Origin of the sequence: Pedobacter sp. JCM 36344 (assembly GCF_046546555.1) — a bacterium.
In the GTDB taxonomy this organism is placed as follows: Bacteria; Bacteroidota; Bacteroidia; order Sphingobacteriales; family Sphingobacteriaceae; genus Pedobacter.
This window is the reverse complement of record NZ_JBKHKK010000011.1, coordinates 33,899-58,962: the sequence shown is the minus strand read 5'-3', so window position 1 is coordinate 58,962 and position 25,064 is coordinate 33,899. Positions and strand designations below refer to the sequence as shown.

At 39.4% G+C, this 25,064-nt stretch carries 30 protein-coding genes; 24 read left to right on the top strand and 6 right to left on the bottom strand.

Going from position 1 to position 25,064, the window contains the following annotated elements; genetic code table 11:
• From ACHFIZ_RS12090 to ACHFIZ_RS12055, 8 genes are all read left to right on the top strand, one after another.
• A complete protein-coding gene (locus tag ACHFIZ_RS12090) occupies positions 1-708 on the top strand; it encodes an ATP-binding cassette domain-containing protein (protein WP_410886159.1) in 708 nt (235 codons plus the stop codon).
• A gap of 114 nt (positions 709-822) precedes the next feature.
• The gene (locus ACHFIZ_RS12085; protein ID WP_410886157.1) at positions 823-1,371 is read left to right on the top strand and encodes a hypothetical protein; all 549 of its coding nucleotides are present in this window, start codon (positions 823-825) and stop codon (positions 1,369-1,371) included.
• 98 nt (positions 1,372-1,469) lie between these two features.
• Complete coding sequence (locus ACHFIZ_RS12080) at positions 1,470-1,979, top strand: outer membrane beta-barrel protein (RefSeq protein ID WP_410886155.1); 510 nt, start codon at positions 1,470-1,472, stop codon at positions 1,977-1,979.
• 8 nt (positions 1,980-1,987) lie between these two features.
• On the top strand, positions 1,988-2,716 hold the full coding sequence (gene gldF, locus ACHFIZ_RS12075) for a gliding motility-associated ABC transporter permease subunit GldF (protein ID WP_410886153.1): 729 nt from the start codon (positions 1,988-1,990) through the stop codon (positions 2,714-2,716).
• A 5-nt stretch (positions 2,717-2,721) separates the two neighbouring features.
• Positions 2,722-4,392 carry a gliding motility-associated ABC transporter substrate-binding protein GldG gene (gldG, locus tag ACHFIZ_RS12070; protein WP_410886152.1) on the top strand — a complete coding sequence of 557 codons (1,671 nt, stop codon included), beginning with the start codon at positions 2,722-2,724 and terminating at the stop codon, positions 4,390-4,392.
• 34 nt (positions 4,393-4,426) lie between these two features.
• Positions 4,427-5,551, top strand: coding sequence for a DNA polymerase III subunit beta (gene dnaN / locus ACHFIZ_RS12065; RefSeq protein WP_410886150.1), 1,125 nt, complete (start codon positions 4,427-4,429; stop codon positions 5,549-5,551).
• Positions 5,552-5,633: 82 nt separating this feature from the next.
• Positions 5,634-6,290, top strand: a complete 657-nt coding sequence (locus tag ACHFIZ_RS12060; protein WP_410886148.1) for a DUF4397 domain-containing protein — start codon at positions 5,634-5,636, stop codon at positions 6,288-6,290.
• A 29-nt stretch (positions 6,291-6,319) separates the two neighbouring features.
• Positions 6,320-6,979: a DedA family protein gene (locus ACHFIZ_RS12055; RefSeq protein WP_410886146.1), complete on the top strand. Its 660-nt coding sequence runs from the start codon at positions 6,320-6,322 to the stop codon at positions 6,977-6,979.
• Here the strand turns inward: ACHFIZ_RS12055 and ACHFIZ_RS12050 are convergent.
• From ACHFIZ_RS12050 to ACHFIZ_RS12035, 4 genes are read right to left on the bottom strand one after another with little or no spacing between them, the layout of a single operon-like run.
• Positions 6,976-7,842, bottom strand: coding sequence for a zinc dependent phospholipase C family protein (locus ACHFIZ_RS12050; protein ID WP_410886144.1), 867 nt, complete (start codon positions 7,840-7,842; stop codon positions 6,976-6,978). The two genes, ACHFIZ_RS12055 and ACHFIZ_RS12050, sit on opposite strands and share 4 nt — an antisense overlap.
• Positions 7,843-7,876: 34 nt before the next feature.
• On the bottom strand, positions 7,877-9,736 hold the full coding sequence (dnaK, locus tag ACHFIZ_RS12045; protein ID WP_410886142.1) for a molecular chaperone DnaK: 1,860 nt from the start codon (positions 9,734-9,736) through the stop codon (positions 7,877-7,879).
• Positions 9,737-9,748: 12 nt separating this feature from the next.
• The gene (locus ACHFIZ_RS12040; RefSeq protein ID WP_410886140.1) at positions 9,749-10,816 is read right to left on the bottom strand and encodes a DUF3810 domain-containing protein; all 1,068 of its coding nucleotides are present in this window, start codon (positions 10,814-10,816) and stop codon (positions 9,749-9,751) included.
• The gene (locus ACHFIZ_RS12035; RefSeq protein WP_410886138.1) at positions 10,816-12,150 is read right to left on the bottom strand and encodes a dihydroorotase; all 1,335 of its coding nucleotides are present in this window, start codon (positions 12,148-12,150) and stop codon (positions 10,816-10,818) included. The genes ACHFIZ_RS12040 and ACHFIZ_RS12035 overlap by 1 nt, the downstream gene beginning before the upstream one ends.
• 130 nt (positions 12,151-12,280) lie before the next feature.
• On the opposite strand from ACHFIZ_RS12035, the gene ACHFIZ_RS12030 reads away from it, so the two are divergent.
• Genes ACHFIZ_RS12030 through ACHFIZ_RS12015 form a run of 4 tightly spaced genes read left to right on the top strand, consistent with a single transcriptional unit; the run spans position 12,281 to position 14,627 of the window.
• Positions 12,281-13,603 carry a DEAD/DEAH box helicase gene (locus ACHFIZ_RS12030; RefSeq protein ID WP_410886136.1) on the top strand — a complete coding sequence of 441 codons (1,323 nt, stop codon included), beginning with the start codon at positions 12,281-12,283 and terminating at the stop codon, positions 13,601-13,603.
• Positions 13,604-13,613: 10 nt separating this feature from the next.
• Positions 13,614-13,892 carry a hypothetical protein gene (locus ACHFIZ_RS12025; protein ID WP_410886134.1) on the top strand — a complete coding sequence of 93 codons (279 nt, stop codon included), beginning with the start codon at positions 13,614-13,616 and terminating at the stop codon, positions 13,890-13,892.
• Positions 13,893-14,228, top strand: coding sequence for a gliding motility protein GldC (gldC, locus tag ACHFIZ_RS12020; protein WP_410886132.1), 336 nt, complete (start codon positions 13,893-13,895; stop codon positions 14,226-14,228).
• A gap of 3 nt (positions 14,229-14,231) precedes the next feature.
• Positions 14,232-14,627, top strand: coding sequence for a hypothetical protein (locus tag ACHFIZ_RS12015; protein WP_410886131.1), 396 nt, complete (start codon positions 14,232-14,234; stop codon positions 14,625-14,627).
• A gap of 2 nt (positions 14,628-14,629) precedes the next feature.
• Here ACHFIZ_RS12015 and ACHFIZ_RS12010 read toward each other — a convergent pair whose 3' ends face one another.
• Positions 14,630-15,145, bottom strand: a complete 516-nt coding sequence (locus tag ACHFIZ_RS12010; protein ID WP_410886129.1) for a DUF421 domain-containing protein — start codon at positions 15,143-15,145, stop codon at positions 14,630-14,632.
• Positions 15,146-15,147: 2 nt separating this feature from the next.
• Positions 15,148-15,633 carry a methylated-DNA--[protein]-cysteine S-methyltransferase gene (locus tag ACHFIZ_RS12005; RefSeq protein ID WP_410886127.1) on the bottom strand — a complete coding sequence of 162 codons (486 nt, stop codon included), beginning with the start codon at positions 15,631-15,633 and terminating at the stop codon, positions 15,148-15,150.
• A gap of 49 nt (positions 15,634-15,682) precedes the next feature.
• Here ACHFIZ_RS12005 and ACHFIZ_RS12000 point away from each other — a divergent pair, with 49 nt between their 5' ends.
• The 12 genes from ACHFIZ_RS12000 to ACHFIZ_RS11945 all read left to right on the top strand — a co-directional run bounded on the left by ACHFIZ_RS12000 (position 15,683) and on the right by ACHFIZ_RS11945 (position 25,058).
• Positions 15,683-16,345 carry a heme exporter protein CcmB gene (locus ACHFIZ_RS12000; protein WP_410886125.1) on the top strand — a complete coding sequence of 221 codons (663 nt, stop codon included), beginning with the start codon at positions 15,683-15,685 and terminating at the stop codon, positions 16,343-16,345.
• 62 nt (positions 16,346-16,407) lie between these two features.
• Complete coding sequence (ccsA, locus tag ACHFIZ_RS11995) at positions 16,408-17,067, top strand: cytochrome c biogenesis protein CcsA (RefSeq protein ID WP_410886123.1); 660 nt, start codon at positions 16,408-16,410, stop codon at positions 17,065-17,067.
• A gap of 1 nt (position 17,068) precedes the next feature.
• On the top strand, positions 17,069-17,272 hold the full coding sequence (locus tag ACHFIZ_RS11990) for a CcmD family protein (protein ID WP_410886121.1): 204 nt from the start codon (positions 17,069-17,071) through the stop codon (positions 17,270-17,272).
• A gap of 161 nt (positions 17,273-17,433) precedes the next feature.
• On the top strand, positions 17,434-18,855 hold the full coding sequence (locus tag ACHFIZ_RS11985; protein WP_410886119.1) for a Glu/Leu/Phe/Val family dehydrogenase: 1,422 nt from the start codon (positions 17,434-17,436) through the stop codon (positions 18,853-18,855).
• 123 nt (positions 18,856-18,978) lie between these two features.
• Entirely contained in the window at positions 18,979-19,635 is a 657-nt protein-coding gene (gene msrA / locus ACHFIZ_RS11980; protein ID WP_410886117.1) for a peptide-methionine (S)-S-oxide reductase MsrA, read from the top strand.
• 110 nt (positions 19,636-19,745) lie between these two features.
• The gene (locus ACHFIZ_RS11975) at positions 19,746-20,156 is read left to right on the top strand and encodes a cytochrome c maturation protein CcmE (RefSeq protein WP_410886115.1); all 411 of its coding nucleotides are present in this window, start codon (positions 19,746-19,748) and stop codon (positions 20,154-20,156) included.
• A 5-nt stretch (positions 20,157-20,161) separates the two neighbouring features.
• On the top strand, positions 20,162-22,627 hold the full coding sequence (locus ACHFIZ_RS11970; RefSeq protein ID WP_410886113.1) for a heme lyase CcmF/NrfE family subunit: 2,466 nt from the start codon (positions 20,162-20,164) through the stop codon (positions 22,625-22,627).
• The gene (locus ACHFIZ_RS11965) at positions 22,627-23,388 is read left to right on the top strand and encodes a Rossmann-like and DUF2520 domain-containing protein (RefSeq protein WP_410886111.1); all 762 of its coding nucleotides are present in this window, start codon (positions 22,627-22,629) and stop codon (positions 23,386-23,388) included. Before ACHFIZ_RS11970 ends, ACHFIZ_RS11965 begins: the two co-directional genes overlap by 1 nt.
• Positions 23,389-23,429: 41 nt before the next feature.
• Positions 23,430-23,762 (top strand): 2Fe-2S iron-sulfur cluster-binding protein, encoded by a 333-nt coding sequence (locus ACHFIZ_RS11960; RefSeq protein WP_410886109.1) that lies wholly within the window; start codon positions 23,430-23,432, stop codon positions 23,760-23,762.
• A 24-nt stretch (positions 23,763-23,786) separates the two neighbouring features.
• On the top strand, positions 23,787-24,029 hold the full coding sequence (iscX, locus tag ACHFIZ_RS11955; RefSeq protein ID WP_410886107.1) for a Fe-S cluster assembly protein IscX: 243 nt from the start codon (positions 23,787-23,789) through the stop codon (positions 24,027-24,029).
• 3 nt (positions 24,030-24,032) lie between these two features.
• The gene (locus tag ACHFIZ_RS11950) at positions 24,033-24,560 is read left to right on the top strand and encodes a KdsC family phosphatase (protein WP_410886105.1); all 528 of its coding nucleotides are present in this window, start codon (positions 24,033-24,035) and stop codon (positions 24,558-24,560) included.
• 87 nt (positions 24,561-24,647) lie between these two features.
• Positions 24,648-25,058, top strand: a complete 411-nt coding sequence (locus ACHFIZ_RS11945) for a hypothetical protein (RefSeq protein WP_410886103.1) — start codon at positions 24,648-24,650, stop codon at positions 25,056-25,058.
• The last annotated feature ends 6 nt before the right edge of the window (positions 25,059-25,064 follow it).

Below are 25,064 nucleotides of genomic sequence, written 5' to 3'. Positions count from 1 at the left end.
ATGGGTGTTAAAGTCAAAGGTTTATCAAAATCTTACAACAAACAAAAAGTAGTTGATTCCATTAGTTTTGAGGCCGGTCGGGGCAAGATACTTGGTTTTTTAGGGCCTAATGGCGCTGGGAAGTCCACCACTATGAAAATGCTTTCTTGTTATCTAACCCCAAGTTCTGGCACTGCTGAAATTGCAGGGTTTGACACTCAAACGCAAAGTCTGCAAGTCAAAAAGGTTTTGGGATATTTACCGGAAAATACGCCCCTGTATACCGATATGTACGTTCGGGAATTCCTTCATTTTGTTGCAAGTACTTACGACTTACCGAAAATAAATGAACGGGTGGCTGATGTGATCGAACAGGTAGGGCTACAGGAAGAGATGCATAAGAAAATTCATATGTTGTCAAAGGGCTACAAACAACGCGTAGGGCTTGCACAAGCTATAATCCATGATCCGAAAGTATTGATTTTGGATGAACCAACCTCTGGACTGGACCCAAATCAGCTTGCTGACATTCGTAAGTTAATTAAGGATTTAGGAAGAGAACGCACAGTCATATTGTCTACTCACATCATGCAGGAGGTGGAAGCACTTTGCGATCAGGTGATCATCATAAATAAAGGTGCTGTAGTTGCAAATGATACGCTTATCGATCTAAAGGCGAGTAATCAGTCTTCTTCACTAGAAGACATCTTTAGAAAATTAACGGCTTAGCTTCAATACGTTACCCTTGAATTCTATTATAATTTAATAGGCGGATCCCCTATTGGCCTGGATTTTGTAATTGTGTGACCAATCAAATTAAATTATACACATAAATTTAAGAACATGAAAAAATTATTTTTAGCAACAGCAATAGCAGGTGTTTTAGGATTCAGCAATCTAAACGCGCAAACAAAAGATGTGGCGATGACAGGTTCAAAAGTAGATATCGGAGCAGAATTCGCCTTCCCCACAGGAAATTCGTCCGATAGTTACGATTTTGGTTATGGAGGTTCCCTGCAATTCCAAACTCCCATTGCTAATAAATTAAACTTTACTGCGACAGCAGGATACTTAAACTTCAAAGGTAAAGACATTGCTTTAGTAGGTAACACAACCTTAAAGGTGGCTGATTATGGAGCTGTGCCTTTAAAGGTAGGTGCAAGGTATTTCTTAGCAGAAAACTTTTATGCAGGTGGTGAATTGGGTGCTGCAATTGGAACCAGCTCTGGTTCGGAAACGGCTTTCATCTATACTCCTCATATTGGTATTGAGTTTCCAGTGGCGGATAAAAGTACTATCGACCTCAGCGCAAGATATGAAGCATGGTCTGGAAATAGTAAAGCACCCTCTAGATTTGTAGGCTTAAGATTGGCTTATAACTTTGGATTATAAGATCTACCATAGGACGAGGCTGTAATTCCCTCATAAAACGTGTTTTTTGTTACCTTCGCTTATAGTTTATATCATAGCCACCTAGAATTCAATAACACGTGAGAAGAATATCCGCAACAATTATCCTTATACTTGTCTCAAGTAGCATCTATGCACAGCTTTCCAGTTCCAAGCTAGGCATAGGTATCGACTTTGCCTTTCCGCAGAGTAACTTCGGGTCAAATGTCAATTATGGCGTAGGGCCTTCAATACTTTTCCAAAGCCCAATAAACGCTAATTTAAACTTTACCGTAAACATAGGCTACCTACGTTTCAACGGTGATGCTGTTTTTACTGATATAAAATATAGGGAAGGTTTTGTGCCATTGAAAGCTGGTTTAAGATACTTTGTTTCGGAGTATCTTTATGGTAGTGCTGAAGCCGGTATATCTATTTCTAGTGCAAATGGCAACGGTAGCGGTACAGCCTTTGCTTACAACCCAACCTTAGGGGTGGAATTCCCTATTAGCAATAGAGGAAGTATTGATGCAAGTATTCGTTATGAAGGATGGTCAAGAAGTAATGGCACCCGTTCTTTCCTCGGCCTGCGTGTCGGTTACAACTTTTAATCAGAAACATGTACGCTGTATTCAAAAGAGAACTCTTCAGTCTTTTAAACTCATTGATGGCATATATAACCATTGGAGTTTTTCTTTTGACTGCAGGTTTGCTTCTTTGGTTTTTTCCGGATACCTCTATTTTGGATTATGGATACGCAGAACTCAGTAGCTTTTTCGCACTTTCCCCATTTTTGTTTTTGTTTTTAATCCCCTCACTGACGATGCGATCGTTTGCTGAGGAAAGAAGAGAGGGGACATATGTACTATTGGCCACAAGACCTATCACAGACTGGCAGATCATATTAGCAAAGTATTTCTCCTGTCTGATTCTAGTTGTTTTTGCGCTCATCCCAACAGTCATCTATTATATTTCGATTTATAAATTGGGTTTTCCAGAGGGGAATATTGACGGTGGGGCAGTGCTTGGATCTTACATAGGTTTGTTTTTATTGTCCAGTTCTTATACTGCTGTCGGCATTTTTTCGTCCTCAATAACAAAAAATCAAGTGGTCGCTTTCGCCATCGCAGTATTCATATGTTTTATTACATATGCTGGTTTCGATGCCATGAGTAAGGCTTTTGGCCTTCAATCTTGGGAGCGTTACCTTTTAAGCTTGAGCATCAACGAACACTATCAATCCATTAGTAGGGGAGTTATTGATACAAGAGATCTTGTTTATTTTTTAAGTTTTGTTATGCTCTTTCTCGGTTTAACTAGAATAGTTATCAGCAGACGGAAATGGTAAACCGAATGAACAAAACCCAACTCAACATATTAGGCTTCATCGTTGGAGTCATTTGGCTAAATATCGCAGCACAGTATTTTTATTTCCGGTTTGATTTAACTAAAGAGAAGAAGTTTACGCTACATCCTGCAACTAGGGCAATTGCTAGGGATGTTAACAAGTCAATAACAATCACTGTATATCTGGATGGAGACTTGCCTGCGACTTTTAGAAGATTGAAAAATGCAACAGCGGACTTATTGAATGACTATGCCGCTGATGCAGGTAACAACATTCATTATCGATTTGTTAACCCGATAGCGGGACGCTCCGGAATAGCGCTTGACAGCACTATCAATAATTTATATCGCGTAGGTATAGAACCAACATCGCTAAACATAAAAAATGAAAACGGTTTTGCTCAAAAGATTATATTTCCAGTGGCTATGGTGGAAGGCAACGGTCAGTCTTATCCAATCAAACTGCTGCAAAATTTCGATGCGGCAGGAGATTATGAAGAAAACATCAATAATTCCATACAGAATCTGGAATACCTATTTACTTCGGCCATTCAAAAAATACTTACCCAGAATCATCCTAGAATTGGTTTTACGGAAGGAAATGATGAGCTTACAAATCAGCAGCTCAGCGATGCCATTACCACTTTATCTGATAGTTATGAGGTTGGAAGGGTTAATCTTGACGTAATCAACAAGAGTGGACTTGATAAATTAAAGATGTTGGTAATCACGAAGCCGCAAAAGGAATTTACTGAAGTTCAGAAATACAAGATCAACTATTTCGTTATGAGGGGTGGTAGCGTTTTGTGGAGCATAGACCAGGTAGGTGCGGAGCTGGATAGTATGAGCAAAAGTGGCGAACAACTTGCTTTTAACCGAAAGCTCAATCTTGACGATATGCTTTTTATGTATGGAGCAAGGGTTAACTATAACCTAATTACCGATGCGAATTGCGCAGAAATCCCATTGAGTACAGGTGGCGTTCAAGGTCAAATTCAGATGGCGCCATGGATTTATTATCCGTTGCTAATGCCTGATACCTCAAGTAGTCTAGTGAAAAATATCGATGGAATTCGTTCTGAGTTTGTTAGCACTGTTGATACGATAGGAGTTAGAGGTTTAAAAAAGAGTGTCTTGCTTAAGACTTCGGGCTTCAATAAAGTTCATAATACCCCTAAGCTGCTGTCGCTGCAAATGGTGGCTGAACAGCCTGATCCACGCGAGTTTGCTAACATTCCCCAGACTGTCGGAGTTTTAATAGAGGGAAGCTTTCCGTCTGTGTTTTTAAACAGATCTGTTCCTGCAGGTATTAGCGAAAATTTCCCCGTTCCTGCCCAAAGTAAGCCCGGTAAAATGATTGTCCTTGGAGACGGAGATTTATTTAAGAATCAGGTCAGCAGCAGAGATGGTTCCCCCTTTCCTCTGGGTTTTGATCGATATAGTCAGCGAACTTTTGGGAATAAAACGTTGCTTTTAAACCTTGTTGACTACCTTTCAAATGATCATAATTTAATTGCACTTCGTAACAAAGAGGTCAAGATCAGGTTATTGGATAAAGCAAAGTTAAGGAATGATAAATTAACCTGGCAACTGTTAAATGTAGGGCTCCCCTTGGGAATGTTAATATTGTTTGCAATTTTTCAACATTATTACCGTAGTCGTAAGTATGCAAGGTAATTTTTATATTTTTGAGAACTGACTAGATCAAATTATGAGATTTATTGTATCCACATCAACGTTATTAAAACATTTGCAAACAGTAAATGGTGCCTCAAGCAGCAGTACTGTTTTGCCTATTCTTGAAAATTTTCTTTTTGAAATCAAAGACGGAAATCTGACTATATCTGCGACTGATTTGCAGACTAGTATGACAACGTCTCTTCCTGTTGAATCTAAAGAAGGTGGTAAGGTTGCTGTTCCTGCAAGAATCCTGCTAGATACTTTGAAGACTTTGCCTGATCAGCCAATATCTTTCAATATTGACGATAACTCGTTCTCTATCGAGATTAGTGCTGGAGATGGAAAGTATAAACTAAGTGGTGAGAATGGGGATGATTTCCCAAAGATACCCGTTGTTGAAAATGCATCTTCTGTTAATTTACCAGCTTCAGTGCTTATTGAGGCTATCACAAAAACCATCTTTGCTGTAAGTAACGATGAACTTCGACCTGCTATGACGGGTGTTTTCTGTCAGCTATCTGACCAGTACATTACATTTGTAGCTACAGATGCCCATAAGCTAGTTAGATACCGTCGTACTGACAGTAAAGCTGATAAAACTTCTTCATTCATCCTTCCGAAAAAGGCGCTAACGCTTTTAAAGGCGGCTTTACCAACTTCTGATGTTAACGTTTCGGTTGATTACAACGCAACCAGCGCCTTCTTTAAATTTGAGAACATCAATCTCGTTTGTCGCCTTATTGACGAACGTTACCCTGATTATGAAGCAGTTATTCCTGCAAACAATCCAAACAAATTAGTTATAGACAGGGCTTTGTTTTTGAATACCCTTCGCCGGGTAGTTATTTTCGCTAATAAAACTACTCATCAGGTTCGCTTGAAGATCAGTGGAAGTGAGTTGAACATTTCGTCAGAAGATCTTGATTTTGCAAATGAAGCGCACGAGCGTTTAAGTTGCCAATACGAAGGAGAAGATCTGGAGATTGGGTTCAATGCCAAATTCCTTATTGAAATGTTAGGAAACCTGAGTGGTGAAGAGGTAACTTTAGAACTTTCCACTCCAAATCGTGCTGGATTACTGATTCCACATACTAATGATGAGAATGAGAACGTTCTTATGCTGGTTATGCCAGTAATGTTAAATAATTACAATTAATTATTATTTAGAGATATAAGCATGGCTTGGTTATTAAACCGGGCCATTGTTGTTTAAAGAATCTGTTAACTTAAAAATTGTTATGAAAAGAATATTAATGTTAGGGTTCAGTATGTTAATCTTCTTGGGCTCCTGCGTGAAAAAGACTGAAGTTCCTGTAGGGGAAGTGAAAATTAGATTTGTTAACGCACTTCCTAACTCGTTGCCTCAGGATATTTACATCAATAATGGTAAACTTAGCGTGGCCGCTGTTGCTGCAGGGCAAGCTACTCCCTATCTGTCTTTTTATTCAGGACTTAACTATTTAGCTATGTCAAACACAGGTTCTACAACGGCCAATGGTGATATTATCCCTTACAATGCAGTTATAGGTAGTCATGCAACATTTTTCTACACTAAAAACCTTCAGGGTGGTCAGGCAACCGGGATCAAAGAGGATGATATGACACTGCCTCCAACTGGAAAAGCAAGAGTAAGATTTATTCATTTAAATAACTTCCTTGATAATTTTCTTAGAGTTTCTGTAGTCGGGGGAGGAGAATTAGTTCCTATCGTAACTTTTGGTAGTGCCTCATCTTATTACAATGTAGATCCAGGAACTAAGTTCCAGGCTGCTGCAACTGGTGTTATTACAGCTCCCGTTATTGATGCAAATCTTCAAGCCGGTAAAATTTATACCTTCTTTTTTAACGGGACTTCCGAGACTGAACTGTTCGGAAACATCCTTATTCAGAATTAATTTCTATTTTTGGGCTTAATTTATAACTCTTGGAATTCATAAACTTTTTAGCAGACTTTCTATTACATATTGACAAACATCTTGAAGAAATTATTCAAGATTATCAGGGTTGGACATACGCCATTCTTTTTCTGATCATATTCGCCGAAACAGGTTTTGTAATTACCCCCTTTCTTCCAGGTGATTCATTGCTTTTTGCAATGGGTACATTGATCGCTGGTGGCAATACCGGACTAAACATCTGGTTAATGCTGCTGCTACTAATTGTAGCTGCAATTCTGGGCAATTCACTCAATTACCAATTGGGAAGCTTCTTCGGTGTCAAGGTCTTCAAGGAGAGTAACCGAATCCTAAAGCTGGAATACTATAACCAATCTCACATGTTTTTTGAGAAGCATGGTGGTAAAGCAATTATTTTTAGTCGCTTTCTTCCAATATTTAGAACGATTGCACCGTTTGTGGCAGGAGTTGCTAAAATGCCATTCGGAAGGTTTACGCTCTTTAATATCATTGGCGGTGTGGCATGGATCATTAGTTTGTTAATGGCTGGATATCTTCTGGGGCAAATTCCGGTTGTGAAGAAAAACTTCGACGTGGTAATTGTAGTTATTGCTGTTGTTACTTTTGTGCCGGCAATTTACGCTGCCGTCAAGTCGAGGTTCACTAAAAAGGGTGTTGAAATAGATTAAAATCCCTCTAAGCTTGGCTGTCCTGCGTCAACCCAAGCGGTGTACCAGAAGTTTCCAATTTCAAGTATTGAGGACCGCATCTGCTTTTCTACCATTGCATTCATCCGAGTATGATATGCCCTGGAATATTCTTTTGAATATTGCTTTAACACGATCGTCTTTCTTTTGGAATAGCTCTTTTTTTCATAGGGAGCGAAGACTTTACTAATCTGCTTTTCACCGTTTAATACAGAATCTACCAGGGAATGGGTGTGTTTTACAATTTTCCAAGCCCCTTTTATCGGGCTTTCAATGTAAGTCGCCTTTCCTACAACATAGTTGTATTCCTTATAAAATAATTCTGGTAAGCGACTTTCCCAGAATGCATGAATCCCAACCTGATTGGTTAATTGCCCATCATGGTTTTGGGTGGTATGGAGCGGAACATGTGCATCAGCGAGGTAATGGCCTATATACGCCGAATAAATGAGAATCCTTATGGAATCTCTCTCAGTAAAGGCTTCAACTAATTTAAAATAGCTCCTTTGGATTTGCCAGGGCAAGATTCCATTATTGCTCATTTTGACCGTACCATATTTCTTCAATGCATCAGCCCATTTCTCGGGAATACTGTCTATGTTATTTTCATAAAGTTCTACATCAAGATAGTGTCTAGGTGCTTCTGCGGTGTCAGCATATCTTCGTTTGTCGGGATCTACTGCGTGATCGGAAATGTAATTTATGTTGCATTTGTAAAATCGAATCATGCCCTCAGGAAGTGTGAATACAGCAAAACGGTTGATGTGCTGATGCGCAAAGAATCCCCAGGACCCAAACATAAACAGGCCTAAAACAAGTATTGCAGAAATAATGATATGCTTCATCCCTGCAATACTCTACTGAATTTCTGAAAAATGGTTACTTGTCTATACTTTTTCCTTTCATTGCAGAAGATACTGCAACATCCATTACGCGTTCTGCAAATGGCCTGGTGAATTCGTTTAGTTCATCTGCTTTCTTCAATATTTCATCTTTAACGGTAGCTGTCAAGGCTGCCTTCAATGCATCAACATAATTGCGGGTCTCGCTAATTTCAGTCTCATTTAAAAATTCCGAGTGCTTATCGATAAAGCGCTCTGCGGTATATACCAGTTGTTCGCCTTCGCCTCTAGCTTCAATCAGCATCCGCTGTTCAACATCGCTTTTAGCATGAGTAATACTGTCGATTAGCATCCGTTCAACCGTATCATCGGTTAGGCCATAGCTTGGAGTTATATCAATCTCCTGCTTCACGCCAGATCTCAATTCAATTGCCTGTACCGTTAAAATGCCATCTGCATTTAAAAGAAAGTTTATATCTACCTTAGGTAAACCAGCCGGCATGGCAGGAATTCCCTTAAGATCGAACTCCGCCAGCTTTCTATTTTCACTCACCAAGTCCCGCTCGCCTTGGAATACTGAAATCTTCATGTTAACCTGTCCGTCCAGAGAGGTAGTATACTGCCTGCCCGCTTTTGTAGGTACTTTGGCATTTCTTGGGACGATTACATCCATTAGACCGCCCATTGTTTCTATTCCAAGTGATAACGGAGTAACGTCAAGTAACAGAATGTCAGAACGATTACCTGCAAGAATATCTGCTTGAATAGCTGCGCCTAAAGCAACAACTTCATCTGGATTGATCTGGTCATGGGGTTTGCGGCCAAAAAAACTTTCTACCTGCTGCTTTACATACGGCGTACGGGTTGAACCTCCGACTAGTATTACCTCATCTATCTCTTCTACAGACAGTTTTGCATCCTTAAGCGCATTTTTACATGAAGTAATGGTTTCAGCTACCTTATCCTTTACCAATTCTTCAAAGGTTTGCATATCTAGCGTACACCAGATGTCACCTAACTTTTCATTAAACAAGTTCTGGCTGCTCAAGGCTTTTTTCGCTTCTTCAGCTTTCAATCTCAGAGATTGCATTAAACTTAAATCTGCTGATAGTTCTTCTTTATTTAACTTGTTTTTAGCTATCCAGTAATAAACAATGGCTCGATCAAAATCATCACCTCCTAAGAAAGTATTCCCGTTGGTAGATAATACCTCAAAGATTCCGTTCTGGATAGACAATATGGACACATCAAATGTACCGCCCCCCAAGTCATAAACAGCTATTGTTTTTTGTTGAGCGGGATCTAGTCCAATTCCATAGGCCAAACTAGCTGCTGTAGGTTCGTTTACAATACGTAGCACATCTAATCCGGCAAGTTTGCCTGCATCACGTGTCGCCTGACGCTGACTATCGTTAAAATAAGCAGGCACTGTGATAACTGCCCTGTTTACCGGTGTTTTTAAAGCATGTTCTGCTCTGGCTTTCAGTTCTTTTAAAATCTCTCCCGATAGCTCAATTGGCGTATAAAATCGATCTCCCGCTTTTATCTTAACCAATGAATCACCTTCATCATCGATGATCTTATAAGAAAAAGTGTCTTGGTGGTTGGCAACATCTTTATAAGATCTTCCTAAAAGACGCTTGACGGAAAATATGGTATTGGCAGGGTCCGTGATTAAAAAGTCTTTTGCTTCGTTGCCTACCAAAGCGTCACCCTTTGCATTGAAATGTACAACAGAAGGAACCAATAGTCCTTTCCCTGTGTCATTGATGACCTGTGGGTTTTTCTCTGGATTTATAAAGGCAACCAAACTATTTGTAGTACCTAAATCAATACCTACAATTATCTCTTCTTGCTGGAAAGCACCTGTTGCCAGATTAATGGATATTTTTGCCATAGTCGGGCAAATTTACAAATCTTTTTTATGGATATTGTAAAGCCAAAGTACTATATCCTGATAGCTGTCGGTGCCTTTTTGTTGATTATTTAGCTTTAAAAATCTGTCGAAAGCTACGTCTAGGTAACCGAACATGTCGTTGTTGTATTTTCTCCAGAAATCCCTATCCGATTCAAAGTCACGTATTGTTACTTTATTGATGGTCGCATAAAGCCTGTCATAGTCCTCAGACGATTTGATCCTAATCTCAAAAAGAATATTTTTAAGCATTGCATAATTAGCAGAATATTGAAAATAAGGGTCAGAACTATTACTGGAAACCAGGTAGCCTATTAAGTTCGCCTCATCCTCGCGACCAATACCCAGCTGGTGGGCAATTTCATGACAAGTCACGAAGGGTAGGGCAACCGACGGAAGCCACATGTTTACATTTGCCTCGCCAGACAGCGGATTGTAATATCCTTCAATTCCTATTTTAGTTACTATCCAACTATTCATTACTGGCTTAACAGAAGAAATGTGATAATCAAAAATCCGGTTTTTTTTCTCCATGTTGCTGTACCCTTTTACTGCGATATCCTCCAGCTGAGTGATATCAAACCTGGTCTTTTTAACAGCTTGAAGGTTATTTAACTTCTTTACAAAGAATCTTCCCAAAGAAACAAGCTGAGCTGTGTTATATTTCTCATTGCTGATTCCAAGCTTTTTAGCCATAGATGGTCGGGAATAGTTTAGGCCCCACAATATTTTAAATATCAGATATAGCAACAAGCAGAAATTAAGTGCTCCAAGTGGGGCATTAATCCGATCTGTCTTTTTCAAGGTTCTTTTGAAAACTTTCTTGCTCAATATAAAAAGGGATTTCAAAATATATAGTACCAGCAAAAAATACATTAGATCACCAATGGGAAAGGGAACTATTGAGCTAACAAACCGTTGAACTATTGAAGTAAATAGGTAGAGACGATCAGAATAGAGATACTCGACCGCAGTACTGCTCAAACCGAGCAGAAATACTATTAAAGCTAAGGATAAAAGAATAGTGAAATGTTTTGTTTTGGATCTATAAGCTCTATTCATTACCTGTTAAAAGCTAATCTTTTGCCTGTTTCATTCGTCATGAACTTTCCTTTCATATAGGCCAGATTGCCGGACACAATAGTATGCGTAACTTCAGATTTGAATGTTTGACCTTCAAATGGGGACCATCCGCACTTGTAAAGCACATTTTGTCGCGTTACTTTGTATGGGTCATTTAAATTTACAAGGTAGAGGTCTGCCCAATAGCCTTCTCTTATGAATCCACGTCTATCAATATCAAAACAAATGGCTACGTTATGCGCCGTTTTCTCAGCAATTTTTTCCAGTGTGATTTTACCCTGATGATACATCTCCATCAAAGCAGATGTGGCATGCTGCACTAATGGTCCACCTGATGGCGCTGAGATATAAGGTTGTTCTTTTTCTTCGATTGTATGCGGAGCATGATCTGTTGCAATGATATCAATGTTGCCATTTAATATCCCCGATAAGATGCTTTCCTTGTCTTCCGACGTCTTTATAGCTGGATTCCATTTTATCCAGTTTCCTTTTTCAGCATAGTTGCTGTCATCAAACCAAAGATGGTGTATGCATGCCTCAGCAGTGATTCGCTTCTCTTTTAAAGGTAAAGTATTATCGAATAAACCAACTTCTTTTGCCGTGGAGATGTGTAAAATGTGCAATCTGGTGTTGTGCTTTTTCGCCAATTGAACAGCCATCGAAGAAGAAATATAACAAGCTTCAGCGCTCCTTATCAAGGGATGCATGGATGGAGTCAGGGCATCTCCATACTTTTCTTTATAGGTAGCAAGATTTCGCTGAATCGTTTGTTCATCTTCACAATGGGTGGCAACCAATATAGGCGCTTCTTTAAATATGTTTTCAAGTACAGCTTGATTATCTACTAACATATTTCCTGTAGATGAACCCATGAAAACTTTGATTCCACAAACCTCTAGAGGGTTAGTTTTCAATACCTCGTCAAGGTTATTGTTTGAGGCTCCCATGAAAAAGGAGTAGTTGGCAAGCGACATCTCTGAGGCGATTTGGTACTTGTCTGCCAACAGTTCCTGGCTCAGCGTGTTTGGTACCGTGTTAGGCATCTCCATGAATGAAGTAATTCCCCCAGCTACGGCAGCCATGCTTTCAGTAAATATATCTGCCTTATGCGTCAATCCAGGCTCTCTGAAATGCACCTGATCATCAATCATTCCTGGAAAGAGATGCAAGCCCTCAGCATTGATTTCTTGGTCTGCTTCAACATCGATTGATGAAGCGATTTTGGCGATAAACCCATCTTTTATAAGCACATCCCCGATCGTAATTTGTCCTTCATTTACAATTAAAGCGGATTTTATAAGAATAGTTTTCATTATTACCTGGATCGTTTGTTCATTCAAACTTAGAAAAAATATTTAGTATAATAGACTAAGGGGCTCAGGATTATAGTAGTCGACAATCAGGGATTCAGGGCACTAAATAAATTTTGAGTAGTTTTGCAAAATGCCCAAAGAATTTGAAGAGTTTAACCTCAATCGTCAGATATTAAATGCTGTAGCGGATGCAGGATTCACAGTCGCCACCCCAATTCAGGAGAAGGCAATCGCACCTGTTCTGTCAGGACAAGATATTTTTGGTATAGCGGAGACGGGTACGGGCAAAACTGCTGCCTATGTTCTGCCTATTTTAATGCAGCTAAAATATGCCCAGGGCGATGCACCTCGCGCTCTTATTTTAGCGCCTACCAGAGAACTTGCGATGCAAATAACAGATCATGTAAAGATATTTTCCAAATACACAGATTTGAGAACAGTTGTGGTTTATGGTGGCTTGGGGCCAAAGACTCAAATCGAACAAATTAAAGCAGGTGTAGATATTATTGTTGCCACTCCCGGAAGGTTCTTAGATATTTATTTAGCCAACCACATCAATACGCAGTACCTGAAATTCCTGGTTTTAGATGAGGCCGATAAGATGATGGATATGGGTTTTATTGGTTCGATCCACAGAATTCTTGAGGTTGTTCCACGTAAACGACAAAATCTTTTATTCTCTGCAACCATGTCGGATCTTGTTCAGAAGATTGCAGGAGACTTTTTAAAGAATCCAACTATTATTGAAGTTGCACAACAAGCGACGCCTGCAGCTTCGGTAACGCAGAGCTTGTATCATGTACCCAATTTCAAAACTAAGATCAATTTACTTGCACACGTTTTGAAGAATGTTGACGAGTTCACCCGATTGATTATTTTCTGCAAAACAAAAACTGTAGCGGATAATATATTTTCTTTTATTGAGCGGAAGTTCGGCCCGGAGGCGGTTAGGGTTATCCATGCGAATAAGGGTCAAAACACCAGAATCAATTCGATAAATGATTTTAAGGACGGAAATATCAGGGTACTGGTTGCTACAGACGTCGCCTCAAGAGGGATTGACGTGTCTGAAGTGAGTCATGTAATCAATTTTGATGTACCCATTGTGATTGAAGATTATGTACATAGGATTGGGAGAACGGGCAGGGCTTTCGCTAAAGGAGATGCTCTTACGTTGTGCACAGACGCGGAAAAATATTACATTCAGAAAATAGAAAAGTTAATAAGACAACAAATCCCTATTGTACCTTTGCCACCTGAAGTTTTTATAGAAGAAACACCCTTTGAGGAAAAACAAGCAATTAGCAGGACAATCGATGACCAGAAACGCAGGGAAGATCCGGACTTTAAAGGCGCTTTTCACGAGAAGAAACATGCTGCAGCAATAGCTGCCGCTGCTCGTAATAAGACCAATAAGCAACCTTCCTGGAAGAAAAAGAAATTTAAGAACTAAGCATTATAACTTGAAGGTAAAACTAACACCGCTAAATGTCGTTTCAGCCATATGTATAACTGGAGCCATCTTGTTGCTTGTTAACAAAAGACAAAGTTTACAGGAAACTCCGAATGCGCTTATCGATTTAATGACCGGTTTAAGTGTTCTTGCCGCAATCATCTCTTTTATTTCAGATCAGATCTTCAGAAAGTTCATACCAAGTGTGAAAAAGCTATGGGTTGTGGAGGGCGTTCTTGTCAGCTTCATCATCATTTTAATATTAATTATAAAAACCAGTATCCGCTAAATGAAAACAGCAGAAATTAAAATTACAGTTCAGTTAGATGACAATAATGTTCCCGAAAACCTATTGTGGGAGTCTACAGATTCAGAGATTAAAGAACAGGTTGCAGTTAAGTCGATGATGCTTGCACTATGGGATCACAATTACAAGAATTCTTTACGGATTGACTTGTGGACAAAGGATATGCCGGTTGATGAGATGAAGAGATTTTTCTACGAAACCCTGCAAACTATGGGTGACAGCTTTTTAAAAGCTACTGGCGAGAAACTTATTGTCGAAGATTTACGAGATTACTGTGCGCACTTCGCAGATAAAATGGGCATCAACACACAAGGATAAACAATGAGGGCACAGGGAATTATTGGTACAGCGCTTATGGCAGTGGGTGGTGTTAGTCCATTGGTGTATGTCCCTATTGTAGGCAATTGGAACTATTTTGATCTGGATATGCGTCTCGCGATTGCATTTTACGTGTTGGTTATAGTCGGGCTAATTGGATCTTTTGCCAGCAAAGCAGGCGTTATCAGATTTGCGGGTTTCGGTGCTGTAGTACTGGTTTTGATTACTTTACTTGGTGTTTATTTGAAATCACAAGAATCCCTGAGCTTCCTCCATTTTAAAAAACTAGTGAACCTTGCTGCCGGATTAGTAAAGTATAAATGGGGCTGGTACGTGATCGTTGCTGGTGCGTTTATTTTATTTACGGTCAGAAAGCCAAGGGTAATCAAAGTAATTTAAGATCAGTTCATATCGCCGAGAGACTTATGTTTTCGTTTGTGCTTGACTTGAATATTTTTCATATGGTCATCTTTACTGATGATACTTATGTTGCCATCCACCTCAAGCACAGCTAATTTCACGTCTTTAAAACGATCCAGTCCATGTTCGCGCAGTGCTTCCTGCAGTTCGTCGTTCGTTATTCCTAACTTTCCTAAAAGAACAAAATCCAAATTCCCGTTGTGAATCAGAATTTGGGGTTTGTCATTGATCAGATCTCTAAAAATTTTATTTTTAAATAGCAATTTTTTTAAAATGTAATTTAATAAAAAAAGTACCCCTGCGGCGGTTATACCACCCAATAGAGAAGTGTTGGGGCCGACCATAGCATTCTGAACTGCGTTGCTGATTAAAAGGATAAGTACCACATCTGCCGAATTGAGCTGCGATAGCTCCTTTTTTCCGCTAATCCTAATAGCTGCCAACATAAAAATATAAACTGCGCCACTTCTAATGACAATATCTAAGTATGGATTCATAGCTAAAATTTAAATTCAGTTTGGCCCTTTTGCGCAACATCGCGTTCATGCTGCAGCAACCATTTCTTTCTCCATAGACCTCCAGCGTAGCCAACAAGTTTACCACTGCGTCCAATCACCCGGTGACAAGGAATTGCGATTGCGATCTTATTCTTCCCATTTGCAGTGGCAATAGCCCGTATCGCTAAAGGCTTCACTTCAGAAAACTTAGCATAGGACAACGTGGTTGCATATTCTATATTTAGCAACGATTGCCAAACTTCCTGCTGGAAGTTGGTTCCTGATTGCTTCAAAGGGAGATCAAATATTTTTAGTGTGCCGGCAAAATATTTATCGAGCTGTCTTGCCGCTAATTTCGTGAGCTCATTAGCTGATATACCGTCGCTTTCACGCTCAGTAAAAGTTATTTCGGAAATAAATTGCTCATTCGCAAAGATCATCAACATACCAATAGGGGTTTCTAGCGTTGAGCAGTATTTTGAATTCATTTTTTAAAAGCTTTAAAAACAAAGTAAATGTAATATATCTTTGCTTCTTATGCAGTTTGCAAAAGAAGTTAAGCATTTATTATATAAAGAAATTCTATTGGAATGGCGCTCTAAGTATGCTATAAATGGCATATTGCTATATGTCGTCTCGACAATTTTTGTTTGCTTCATTTCATTTGTTACCATGGAAAACAAAATAACATGGAATGCACTGTTCTGGATTATTATGCTTTTTGCTTCTATCAACGGAGTTTCAAAAAGCTTTTTACAAGAAAGCAAAGGCAGACAGCTCTACAATTATATAATAGCGAGTCCCGCTGCCATCATTTTAGCAAAAACCATTTACAATATCTTGATGATGGTCATTCTGAGTACGATTGCATTGGGAGTATACATTGTCGTTTTTAGCTATTCCCCACCAGATTTTCTATTGTTTTATATCGCTGTAATTCTAGGTAGTTTAAGCTTTTCAACCATTTTCACCATGGTCTCGGCTATTGCAACGAAGGCGGGAAACGGAGGTATGCTGATGGCGGTGCTGAGTTTTCCATTGATCATTCCGGTTCTAATTGTGCTTATCAAGCTCTCTAAAAACGCAATCGATGGCTTGGATAGAAGTGTTAGCCTCGATGAGATCGGAATCTTACTCTTGATCAATGTTATGACGGTGACTGCTTCGCTAATATTATTTCCATATCTCTGGAAAGATTAATTCGTTTTTAGGATTTAAACTGTAAGTTGTTACTTTTGCAGTCGTGATTAGATTCGTGCAAGATGTATAAGAGCTGGTGGAAAATACTGGGTTCCGTTTTAGTGATTTACACTACGATTGGAGGCTTGCTTTTGGGAGTGCCCCGTTTAGCTATTCTCAATGAGACCATTAGGAATCTATATTTTCATGTGCCGATGTGGTTCAGCATGCTAACCTTGTTTTCTATTTCAGTCTGGTATAGTATAAAATATTTGCTCAGTACTAATCAGACTGACGATCTTAAGGCTGTCGAAAGTGTTAACGTGGGGATTGTTTTTAGTTTGCTTGGATTGGTAACAGGATCGATATGGGCTAAATTCACTTGGGGCCAATATTGGAGCTTTGATGTAAAACAAAACTTTACTGCGATCGCTATCCTTCTATATTTTGCGTATCTGGTGTTAAGAAATTCTATTGACGAAGAGCAAAAGCGGGCGAAGATTTCAGCCATTTATAATATTTTTGCCTTTCCGATGATGGTGGTATTAATACTGGTACTTCCTCGTCTTCAGGATTCTTTACATCCTGGTAATGGAGGCAACCCGGGTTTTAATAGTTACGATTTGGACAGCAGGATGCGTGCGGTTTTATACCCTGCATTCCTTGGATGGTCGATTATTGGATATTGGATTTACACCATTCGTTTCAGGATTCGTTCCTTGGAAATAAAAGACAATTCATAACATGAAGAAAATTATAATTGCTTTCCTTCTATGGATCAATTCAGTTAGTGTATTCGCACAGGATAATAGAATTGAAATGGCAGACACATTGCGCAGCAACGGCAAAATCTATGTTGTTGTAGTTTGCATTGTAATTATTCTCGCGGGTTTGCTCGGTTACCTGTTCTCGCTAGACAGGAGATTAAAAAAGTTAGAAAAAAAATAACTCAGCTAAAAAGTGTTTTAAATCACAAAAACAACGTTCTTTGTTGTTTTTGTGTGTAGTGTGCCATTTACACTAAGGGTGTTTGCATTTGTAATAATCATTTTTTTTAATGCAATTTTGCAGCGTAAATACTAACTTACTACAATTCATAAAAAAAACTCATGGCTAATACAGCAAATGGCAGCAATTTTTTTGCAGATGTGTGCAAGAATTTTGACAGTGCAGCACGGTTTACCTCCCATCCGGAAGGTCTGTTAAATCAAATAAAAGCTTGTAACAGTGTATATCGTTTTCAATTTCCGATCCGCAGAGGTAATGGTTTCGAAGTAATTGACGCATGGCGTGTAGAACACTCTCATCATATGAGCCCTACCAAGGGTGGTATCCGCTATAGCGATATGGTAAATGAAGATGAAGTGATGGCCTTGGCCGCACTGATGACTTATAAATGTGCAATAGTTAATGTTCCATTCGGTGGTGCGAAAGGTGGTATTTGTATCAATCCAAAAAACTATACCGTAGCAGAATTGGAAACGATTACCCGTCGTTATACAACTGAATTGATAAAAAAGAATTTTATCGGTCCTGGAATCGATGTTCCTGCTCCTGACTATGGGTCAGGTGAGCGGGAAATGAGCTGGATCGCAGATACGTATATGACGATGAATCCTGGTCAGCTTGACGCGTTAGGATGCGTAACAGGAAAACCAATTGCTTTGCATGGTATCCGTGGCAGAAAAGAAGCAACTGGTCGGGGAGTAGCTTATGCCGTAAAGGAATGTGTGAACGTGGCGGAAGACATGAAAAAGATAGGCTTAATGGCTGGTCTTGGTGATAAAAGAGTAATTGTTCAGGGTTTGGGAAATGTAGGTTACCATTCTGCGAAATATTTAACTGAATTTGGAGCAACCATAGTTGGTCTTTGCGAATACGAGGGTGCAATCTATAACGCGAATGGTTTAAACGTGGATGAGGTTTTTGCTCATCGTAATAACACCGGCTCAATTCTTGGATTTCCCGGAGCTACGAATTTCAAGAATTCTATGGAAGGCTTAGAGCAACCATGTGATATCCTGGTTCCTGCAGCTTTGGAGAATCAACTTACAGAACACAATATCAAAAATATTAAGGCAAAGATCATTGCAGAAGGTGCTAACGGGCCAACTACTCCTGAAGCTGAAGAACTGTTTACGGCAATGGGTGGTATTATTATTCCAGATATGTATTGTAACGCTGGTGGTGTAACTGTTTCTTATTTCGAATGGTTGAAAAACCTTTCACACGTTGCTTTTGGCCGTATGGAGAAACGTTATGCAGAAAATTCCAATGCCAATTTAATCCATACCTTGGAAGGTTTAACCGGAAAAACTATTCCTGCTGAGAACCGTTTGATGATTGTAAAAGGGGCATCTGAACTGGAATTGGTAAATTCCGGGTTAGAAGATACCATGATTCATTCTTATCATGAAATTAGGGAGAATCTTGTTATTAAACCAGGCGTAACTACGTTGAGAACTGCAGCCTTTGTGGGATCAATCGATAAAATCGCCGTTTCGTACATGAATCTTGGTGTTTGGCCATAAACGTCTGTTTGATATTTGGAATCGCAAAGTTTTCGCTTTGCGGTTTTTTTTGTCAGCGAACTGCTATTTATTTTAGCCGATAAAATTCTATAAGTCAGTTTAGCGTATATACGTTAAATAAATATGATGAACCTAAAAACAATAATAATTTGCCTTGTTACTGTGGGACTGTTTTCTTGTAATGAGGGTCAGAAAATAAATAGCAAAAATGGTTATGCTATAGTAACTCCAGCGGCAGCAGGAGAATCTGTGGCTACTTTTGCGGGTGGATGCTTCTGGGCAATGCAAGAATGTATGGTAGAGTTGAAGGGCGTTCATAAAGCGATCAGTGGTTATTCTGGCGGTACTACTAAAAATCCTTCATACGAGGATGTGTTAACTAAGACCACTGGTCATGCGGAGTCCGTGCAGGTATATTATGATCCAAAGACCATCAGTTATGAGAAGCTTGCAGAGGCTTTCTTTCATTCTCACGATGCTAGCCAAGTAGACGGACAAGGTCCAGATTTAGGTTCTGATTATAGGTCTATTGCTTTTTATAGATCAGACAATGAGTATCAAATCCTTCAAAATGTTATTGCGGGTCTTGATGGAAAGATTAGTGAGCCAGTGGCGACAGAGCTCGTTCCTTTCGAAGTATTTTATCCTGCAGAAACTCATCATCAGGATTACTATAAACGCAACAGTTGGGATCCTTACATTAGAAATGTTTCTAGGCCTAAGGTATTAAAATTGAGAAAGTCCATGCCGCAACTGATTAAACCTGAGTATAAAGATTAATTGTCAGAGAACTATCAATAAACAACCATCCTAGGTAATTGCAGTTCCCTAAAAAGATATAGGTACTTATATCTTTTTATCTTTGTATGATCTAAAATTCATATACCAACATGAGAAAAAGTGCAATCATTGGTTTGATTACGATAGCAATATGTGTTTGCTTCCTTGTAAGTTTGAATGCAGACACTAGTAGCTATTCTACATTTTCTGAAGCTGCACGAGATACGAGAGAATTTCACGTTATGGGTTTTTGGGCTAAGGAAAAGGGAATTTACTATGACGCGCAAAAAGATGCCAATCATTTTGCGTTTTTTATGAAGGATGAGAAAGGTGCCGTTAATAAAGTTGTGTACAACGGCACTAAACCTCAGGATTTTGAACGTTCTGAAAAATTAGTATTGATTGGCGAAATGAAATCAGGTACGTTTTACGCTTCGAAGATTTTAATGAAATGTCCTTCAAAATATAATAATGACCTTGTGGAGGTTAAACAGGACGGCAAAGTGGAAAAATACAATTAATCTTAATGGATATTCAATTTATTGGAGAGAACCTCCTTCCCGGTAGAATCGGACAATTCTTTATAGTTCTTGCATTTGGAGCATCATTACTTTCTACAATAGCTTATTTTTTCGCGGCTAAAAGTAAAGATCTTACTAATCAATCCTGGACTCGTCTAGGTAGAGTGGCTTTTTTATTAAATTGGTTAGCCATTGTCGGAATAGGAAGCACTTTGTTCTTTTTAATTCTCAATCATTACAACGAATACTATTACGTTTACTCACACTCCTCAAAAGAGCTGCCTGTTTACTATATCGTTTCTGCATTTTGGGAAGGTCAGGAGGGTAGCTTTTGGTTATGGGCTTTTTGGCAATCTCTCCTTGGAGCCTTGCTAATCTGGAAATCAAGAACATGGGAAAATGGAGTGATGACTGTAATCTCTTTCTCTCAAGTGTTTCTAACCTCAATGTTATTAGGAGTAGAGATTTTTGGGCAGCGTATTGGTAGTTCGCCTTTTATATTGCTTAGAGACGCAGTTAACTTGAAGGACATGGCTCCGGTAGTTTTTGCTGATCCTGAAAACTTTAAAAACTACTTAAAGTTTATAACCGATGGTAGAGGGCTTAATCCTTTATTACAGAACTATTGGATGGTTATACACCCTCCAACACTCTTTTTGGGCTTTGCAAGCATGGTGGTTCCTTTTGCATATGCGATTTCAGGACTTTGGTTGAGGAAATATAGAGAGTGGATCAAGCCTGCAATGCCCTGGGCGCTTTTTGCTGTTATGATATTGGGAACTGGAATCATCATGGGCTCTTTCTGGGCCTATGAAGCGCTAAATTTTGGTGGATTCTGGGCTTGGGATCCTGTAGAGAATGCATCCATTATTCCTTGGCTTACCTTAATTGCTGGTATCCATGTAATGATAGCTTTTAAAAATACCGGTCATGCTTACTTTACGGCAATTGTACTCATTTTTATGAGTTTTATTTTGGTGCTTTATGCATCGTTTTTAACAAGAAGCGGGATTCTTGGAGAAACTTCAGTGCATGCCTTTACCGATCTAGGCATGTTTGGTCACCTGATCCTCTATAACGTGGTGTTTCTGGCAATTCCGATTGTCCTGATGTCGGTTCGTTGGAAGGAACTTCCAATCACCAACAAGGATGAGGAAACTTATTCTCGAGAATTCTGGATGTTCATTGGCTCTTTAGTGATCACAATTGCCTGTATTCAGGTTATTTTCGTGACCTCTGTGCCGGTCTTCAATGCAGCTTTTGGTACTAATTTCGCTCCACCAATTGATGCAGTTAAATATTATAACCAGTGGCAGGCCCCTTTTGCCATACTAGTGACCATCATATCCGGTTTTACTCAGTTCATGAAATACAAACGCACGGATGTTAAGAAATTTTATAGCGGTCTTTTGGCATCAGTAATTTTTTCTGCTGTTTTTACTGCGGGCTTTGTTTACCTGACAAATGTCTATCATAACCTGATGTTCATTTTACTGACCTTTAGCTGCTTGTTCGCAGTGATGTCTAACGCCAAGATACTGGGGCTGGCGTTTGGTGGAAAGAAAAAATTGGTAGGTGCTGCGGTTGCACACATCGGCTTTGCCTTGTTGTTGTTAGGCGCATTAGTTGCTGCAGCCACTCACAGGCCTATATCTTTAAACGCTTCCAACTTCATTCCGGTTAAAGATTTTGAAAAAGCTGAGAAGCCGGGTGAAAATATTGTGCTCTACAGGAATGAACCTAAAAAGATGGGCCGTTATACAGTCACCTATGTCAGCGATACTACAGTTGCTCCGAATACTTTCTATAAGTTAAACTTCAGAGTTTACGATGAAAAGGGATCTGTAAAGGAAGATTTTGACCTGAATCCTCATATTCAATCGAATGATAAAATGGGACTTATCGCATCTCCGGATACTAAACATTATCTGACCTACGATATCTATACCCATGTAACAAGTGCTCCTTTGAAAGAAGAGGAACAGAATGACCATGAAGGACATTCCGAAGAAGAAAATTATAAAGCGCCACGTATAGTACAGTTGGCTGTCGGAGATACGCTCCACACCAGCAGCGGAATTATTACGGTGAAAGCCCTGAATAATAAGCCTGTCGCAAGAAACCTTGTATTAGCTAAGGGCGACCTTGCAGTGGGTTTGCCGCTGGAAGTAGTCGTCAATGGCAAAGTGTACAAAACCGAACCAATTTTTCTTGTAAAAGGGAATAATGTATTCGATTTCGCCAGGAATATTGACGAATTAGGGTTGAGATTTAGATTTACGAAGATTATCCCTGATCAGGGTAAAATGGAGTTGCAAGTTTATGAAAAGCCGCAGCAAGCTAAAGATTGGGTAGTTTTTAAATCTATTGAGTTTCCGTTTATCAATTTATATTGGGCCGGAACAATTGTGATGGTTATCGGATTCCTGATCTCCATTTTTAGAAGACAGAAAGAGGTGAAGTCGATTTAATGAAAGTTGTTTTTATAGGATCAGGTAACGTTGCCACACACATGTCAAGGGCTTTCAAAGCCGGTGGACATACAGTACTGCAAATTTGGAGCGCTACTTTTGCACATGCAGAAATACTAGCAACGAATGTTGAAGCTAATCCCATTCAAAACTTATCGGAAATCAGCTTGGAGGCGGATCTTATTGTGATCTCTGTAAAGGATGATGCCATCGCCAATATGGTTTCTCGACTTGCGAATACCAATTCATTGGTCGTTCATACTTCGGGAGCGGCAGATCTCGATGTACTTATGAACTTAAAACGGCGTGGGGTTTTATACCCTCTTCAAACATTCTCAAAGGGTAAAATGCTGGATTTTAAACAAGTGCCACTTTGTATTGAGGCCGGAGATGCGGAGAGTCTTGCTATTCTTGAACGATTTGCAGAAAGCTTGAGTAACGCCGTTTATTTCGTAGACTCTGCAAAAAGGCGGATACTTCATCTTGCAGCTGCATTTGCCTGTAATTTTGTAAACCAACTTTACACACTAAGTAATGATTTGCTAAAACAAAATGAACTTGACTTTAATTTATTGAGACCACTGATTAAGGAAACAGCGGAAAAAGTACAACATCTGTCACCCATCGACGTGCAAACTGGACCTGCCATACGTCGTGATGAAAAGACGCTTTATGCGCATTTAGAAATGCTTCAGGATAGGCCTGAACTCCAAAACATATATCAAATATTAAGTGACAGCATTAAAAAATCACATCAATAGCAAGGATTGCGGTTTTTGGTGCTTATTTTTGCGACATAATTATGAGTGTTTATAAATTAAAGATAAATTTTGAAGAACAAGGAAAAGAGTCAGTTGAACTTCCAATTGCCGGTGGTCAGGATGTTTTAGACGTTTGTTTGGATAATAATATAGAACTTCAGCATAATTGTGGTGGTGTTTGCGGCTGCAGTACCTGCCATGTCTATGTATTGAAAGGAATGGATAACCTCCAGGAAATATCAGAAAAAGAAGAAGACTTTATCGATAGGGCTGTTCGTCCACGAATTACGTCCAGGCTAGGCTGTCAGTGTGTGGTAATCGATGGTAACATAGAGATCATTATTCCAGACCAATCTGCATTCTTAGGTCACTAGTTTAATCAATAACATAAAAAGAACATGCAAGATAAATTTGCTTTACCGATACATTGGGCTGATCATGAAGACATCGCTCAGGAATTATATGAAAAGTTTGGCGACGAGTTCAACGAAGCCAAAATCTACCGCGTCAGGTTTACCGAGCTGTTGAACTGGGTTTTGGAATTACCTAATTTCAAGGGAACCAGAGAAGAGAGTACAGAAGGCCACCTGGAGCAAATCCAATCTGCTTGGGTTTACGAATGGAGAGATAACCAAGATTAAATTATGTTACTGGAAGAGCTTAAGGGGGTAAGCACATTTATATTTGACGTTGATGGCGTGTTGACAGATGGTAGCATACTTGCTTCTGATTCTGGCGAATATCTACGTAGCTTCAATATAAAAGATGGTTATGCCCTACAACTTGCGGTTAAAAGAGGATATTTGGTTTGTGTCATCTCCGGTGGGAATGGATCAGCTATGCAAAAGCGTTTCGAGGCATTAAGTTTACAAGAGATATTTCTTAATGTTTCTGATAAGGTAAAGGTTTATGAAACGTTACTAGCGAAATATAATCTTAACCCAAAGGAAGTGCTCTATATGGGCGATGATATCCCTGACCTTAAGATAATGGCCATGGTAGGCATCCCCACCTGTCCCGCAGATGCCGTGGCTGATGTCAAAGCAGTCTCGACATACATTTCTCCTTTTGATGGTGGTAAAACTGCCGTACGAGATATTATTGAGAAAGTGATGCGTATTCAGCAAACTTGGTTTGACGAAAATGCGATGGCTTCCGACTCAGGGATATAGCTTGTATTTGCAACGGGCATGTTACAAACTTCCATTAAACTTACTGTTTGATTTTATCTCTAATCCATACAAAACAATTAAAGAAGTATGAAAAAATTATTGATTATCTGCGGATTGCTATTTAGTGTAGCGACTTTCGCACAAGCTCAGCGAGAGCAAGGTGGTGGTCGCCAAATGGGTACTCCAGAGGAGCGAGCAAAAAGAAGCGTTGATATGCTTGCTGAGAAATTTACTTTCACTGCAGATCAAAAAGCTAAAGTTACTGCGATCTATTTAGAGCAGAATGCTAAAATGAAAAAGCTTCGTGATTCAGTTGGAGACAATAGAGTTGCAATGAGAGCTTTCATGGTGAAAGGTAATGAAGCTACGGAAAGTAAAATTGAAGCATTATTATCTGCGGGTCAGAAGAAACTTTTTACTGCCTGGAAAGAAGAGCGTAAAGAGATGATGAAGAAAAGACAAGAGGGCGGAGGCCAACGTCCTGCCGGAACCAAATAATCCTAG

Bases quoted from the DNA above. Each gene is read 5' to 3' on its own strand.
- dnaN (WP_410886150.1), top strand. From the start codon at position 4,427: ATGAGATTTATTGTATCCACATCAACGTTATTAAAACATTTGCAAACA.
- ACHFIZ_RS12085 (WP_410886157.1), top strand. From the start codon at position 823: ATGAAAAAATTATTTTTAGCAACAGCAATAGCAGGTGTTTTAGGATTC.
- ACHFIZ_RS12000 (WP_410886125.1), top strand. From the start codon at position 15,683: ATGCAGTTTGCAAAAGAAGTTAAGCATTTATTATATAAAGAAATTCTA.
- ACHFIZ_RS12090 (WP_410886159.1), top strand. From the start codon at position 1: ATGGGTGTTAAAGTCAAAGGTTTATCAAAATCTTACAACAAACAAAAA.
- ACHFIZ_RS12030 (WP_410886136.1), top strand. From the start codon at position 12,281: ATGCCCAAAGAATTTGAAGAGTTTAACCTCAATCGTCAGATATTAAAT.
- ACHFIZ_RS11985 (WP_410886119.1), top strand. From the start codon at position 17,434: ATGGCTAATACAGCAAATGGCAGCAATTTTTTTGCAGATGTGTGCAAG.
- ACHFIZ_RS11960 (WP_410886109.1), top strand. From the start codon at position 23,430: ATGAGTGTTTATAAATTAAAGATAAATTTTGAAGAACAAGGAAAAGAG.
- ACHFIZ_RS12010 (WP_410886129.1), bottom strand. From the start codon at position 15,145: ATGAATCCATACTTAGATATTGTCATTAGAAGTGGCGCAGTTTATATT.
- ACHFIZ_RS11970 (WP_410886113.1), top strand. From the start codon at position 20,162: ATGGATATTCAATTTATTGGAGAGAACCTCCTTCCCGGTAGAATCGGA.
- msrA (WP_410886117.1), top strand. From the start codon at position 18,979: ATGATGAACCTAAAAACAATAATAATTTGCCTTGTTACTGTGGGACTG.
- ACHFIZ_RS11965 (WP_410886111.1), top strand. From the start codon at position 22,627: ATGAAAGTTGTTTTTATAGGATCAGGTAACGTTGCCACACACATGTCA.
- iscX (WP_410886107.1), top strand. From the start codon at position 23,787: ATGCAAGATAAATTTGCTTTACCGATACATTGGGCTGATCATGAAGAC.
- ACHFIZ_RS12040 (WP_410886140.1), bottom strand. From the start codon at position 10,816: ATGAATAGAGCTTATAGATCCAAAACAAAACATTTCACTATTCTTTTA.
- ACHFIZ_RS11975 (WP_410886115.1), top strand. From the start codon at position 19,746: ATGAGAAAAAGTGCAATCATTGGTTTGATTACGATAGCAATATGTGTT.
- dnaK (WP_410886142.1), bottom strand. From the start codon at position 9,736: ATGGCAAAAATATCCATTAATCTGGCAACAGGTGCTTTCCAGCAAGAA.
- ACHFIZ_RS12050 (WP_410886144.1), bottom strand. From the start codon at position 7,842: ATGAAGCATATCATTATTTCTGCAATACTTGTTTTAGGCCTGTTTATG.
- ACHFIZ_RS12035 (WP_410886138.1), bottom strand. From the start codon at position 12,150: ATGAAAACTATTCTTATAAAATCCGCTTTAATTGTAAATGAAGGACAA.
- gldF (WP_410886153.1), top strand. From the start codon at position 1,988: ATGTACGCTGTATTCAAAAGAGAACTCTTCAGTCTTTTAAACTCATTG.
- gldC (WP_410886132.1), top strand. From the start codon at position 13,893: ATGAAAACAGCAGAAATTAAAATTACAGTTCAGTTAGATGACAATAAT.
- gldG (WP_410886152.1), top strand. From the start codon at position 2,722: ATGAACAAAACCCAACTCAACATATTAGGCTTCATCGTTGGAGTCATT.
- ACHFIZ_RS11945 (WP_410886103.1), top strand. From the start codon at position 24,648: ATGAAAAAATTATTGATTATCTGCGGATTGCTATTTAGTGTAGCGACT.
- ACHFIZ_RS12015 (WP_410886131.1), top strand. From the start codon at position 14,232: ATGAGGGCACAGGGAATTATTGGTACAGCGCTTATGGCAGTGGGTGGT.
- ACHFIZ_RS11950 (WP_410886105.1), top strand. From the start codon at position 24,033: ATGTTACTGGAAGAGCTTAAGGGGGTAAGCACATTTATATTTGACGTT.
- ccsA (WP_410886123.1), top strand. From the start codon at position 16,408: ATGTATAAGAGCTGGTGGAAAATACTGGGTTCCGTTTTAGTGATTTAC.
- ACHFIZ_RS12060 (WP_410886148.1), top strand. From the start codon at position 5,634: ATGAAAAGAATATTAATGTTAGGGTTCAGTATGTTAATCTTCTTGGGC.
- ACHFIZ_RS12005 (WP_410886127.1), bottom strand. From the start codon at position 15,633: ATGAATTCAAAATACTGCTCAACGCTAGAAACCCCTATTGGTATGTTG.
- ACHFIZ_RS11990 (WP_410886121.1), top strand. From the start codon at position 17,069: ATGAAGAAAATTATAATTGCTTTCCTTCTATGGATCAATTCAGTTAGT.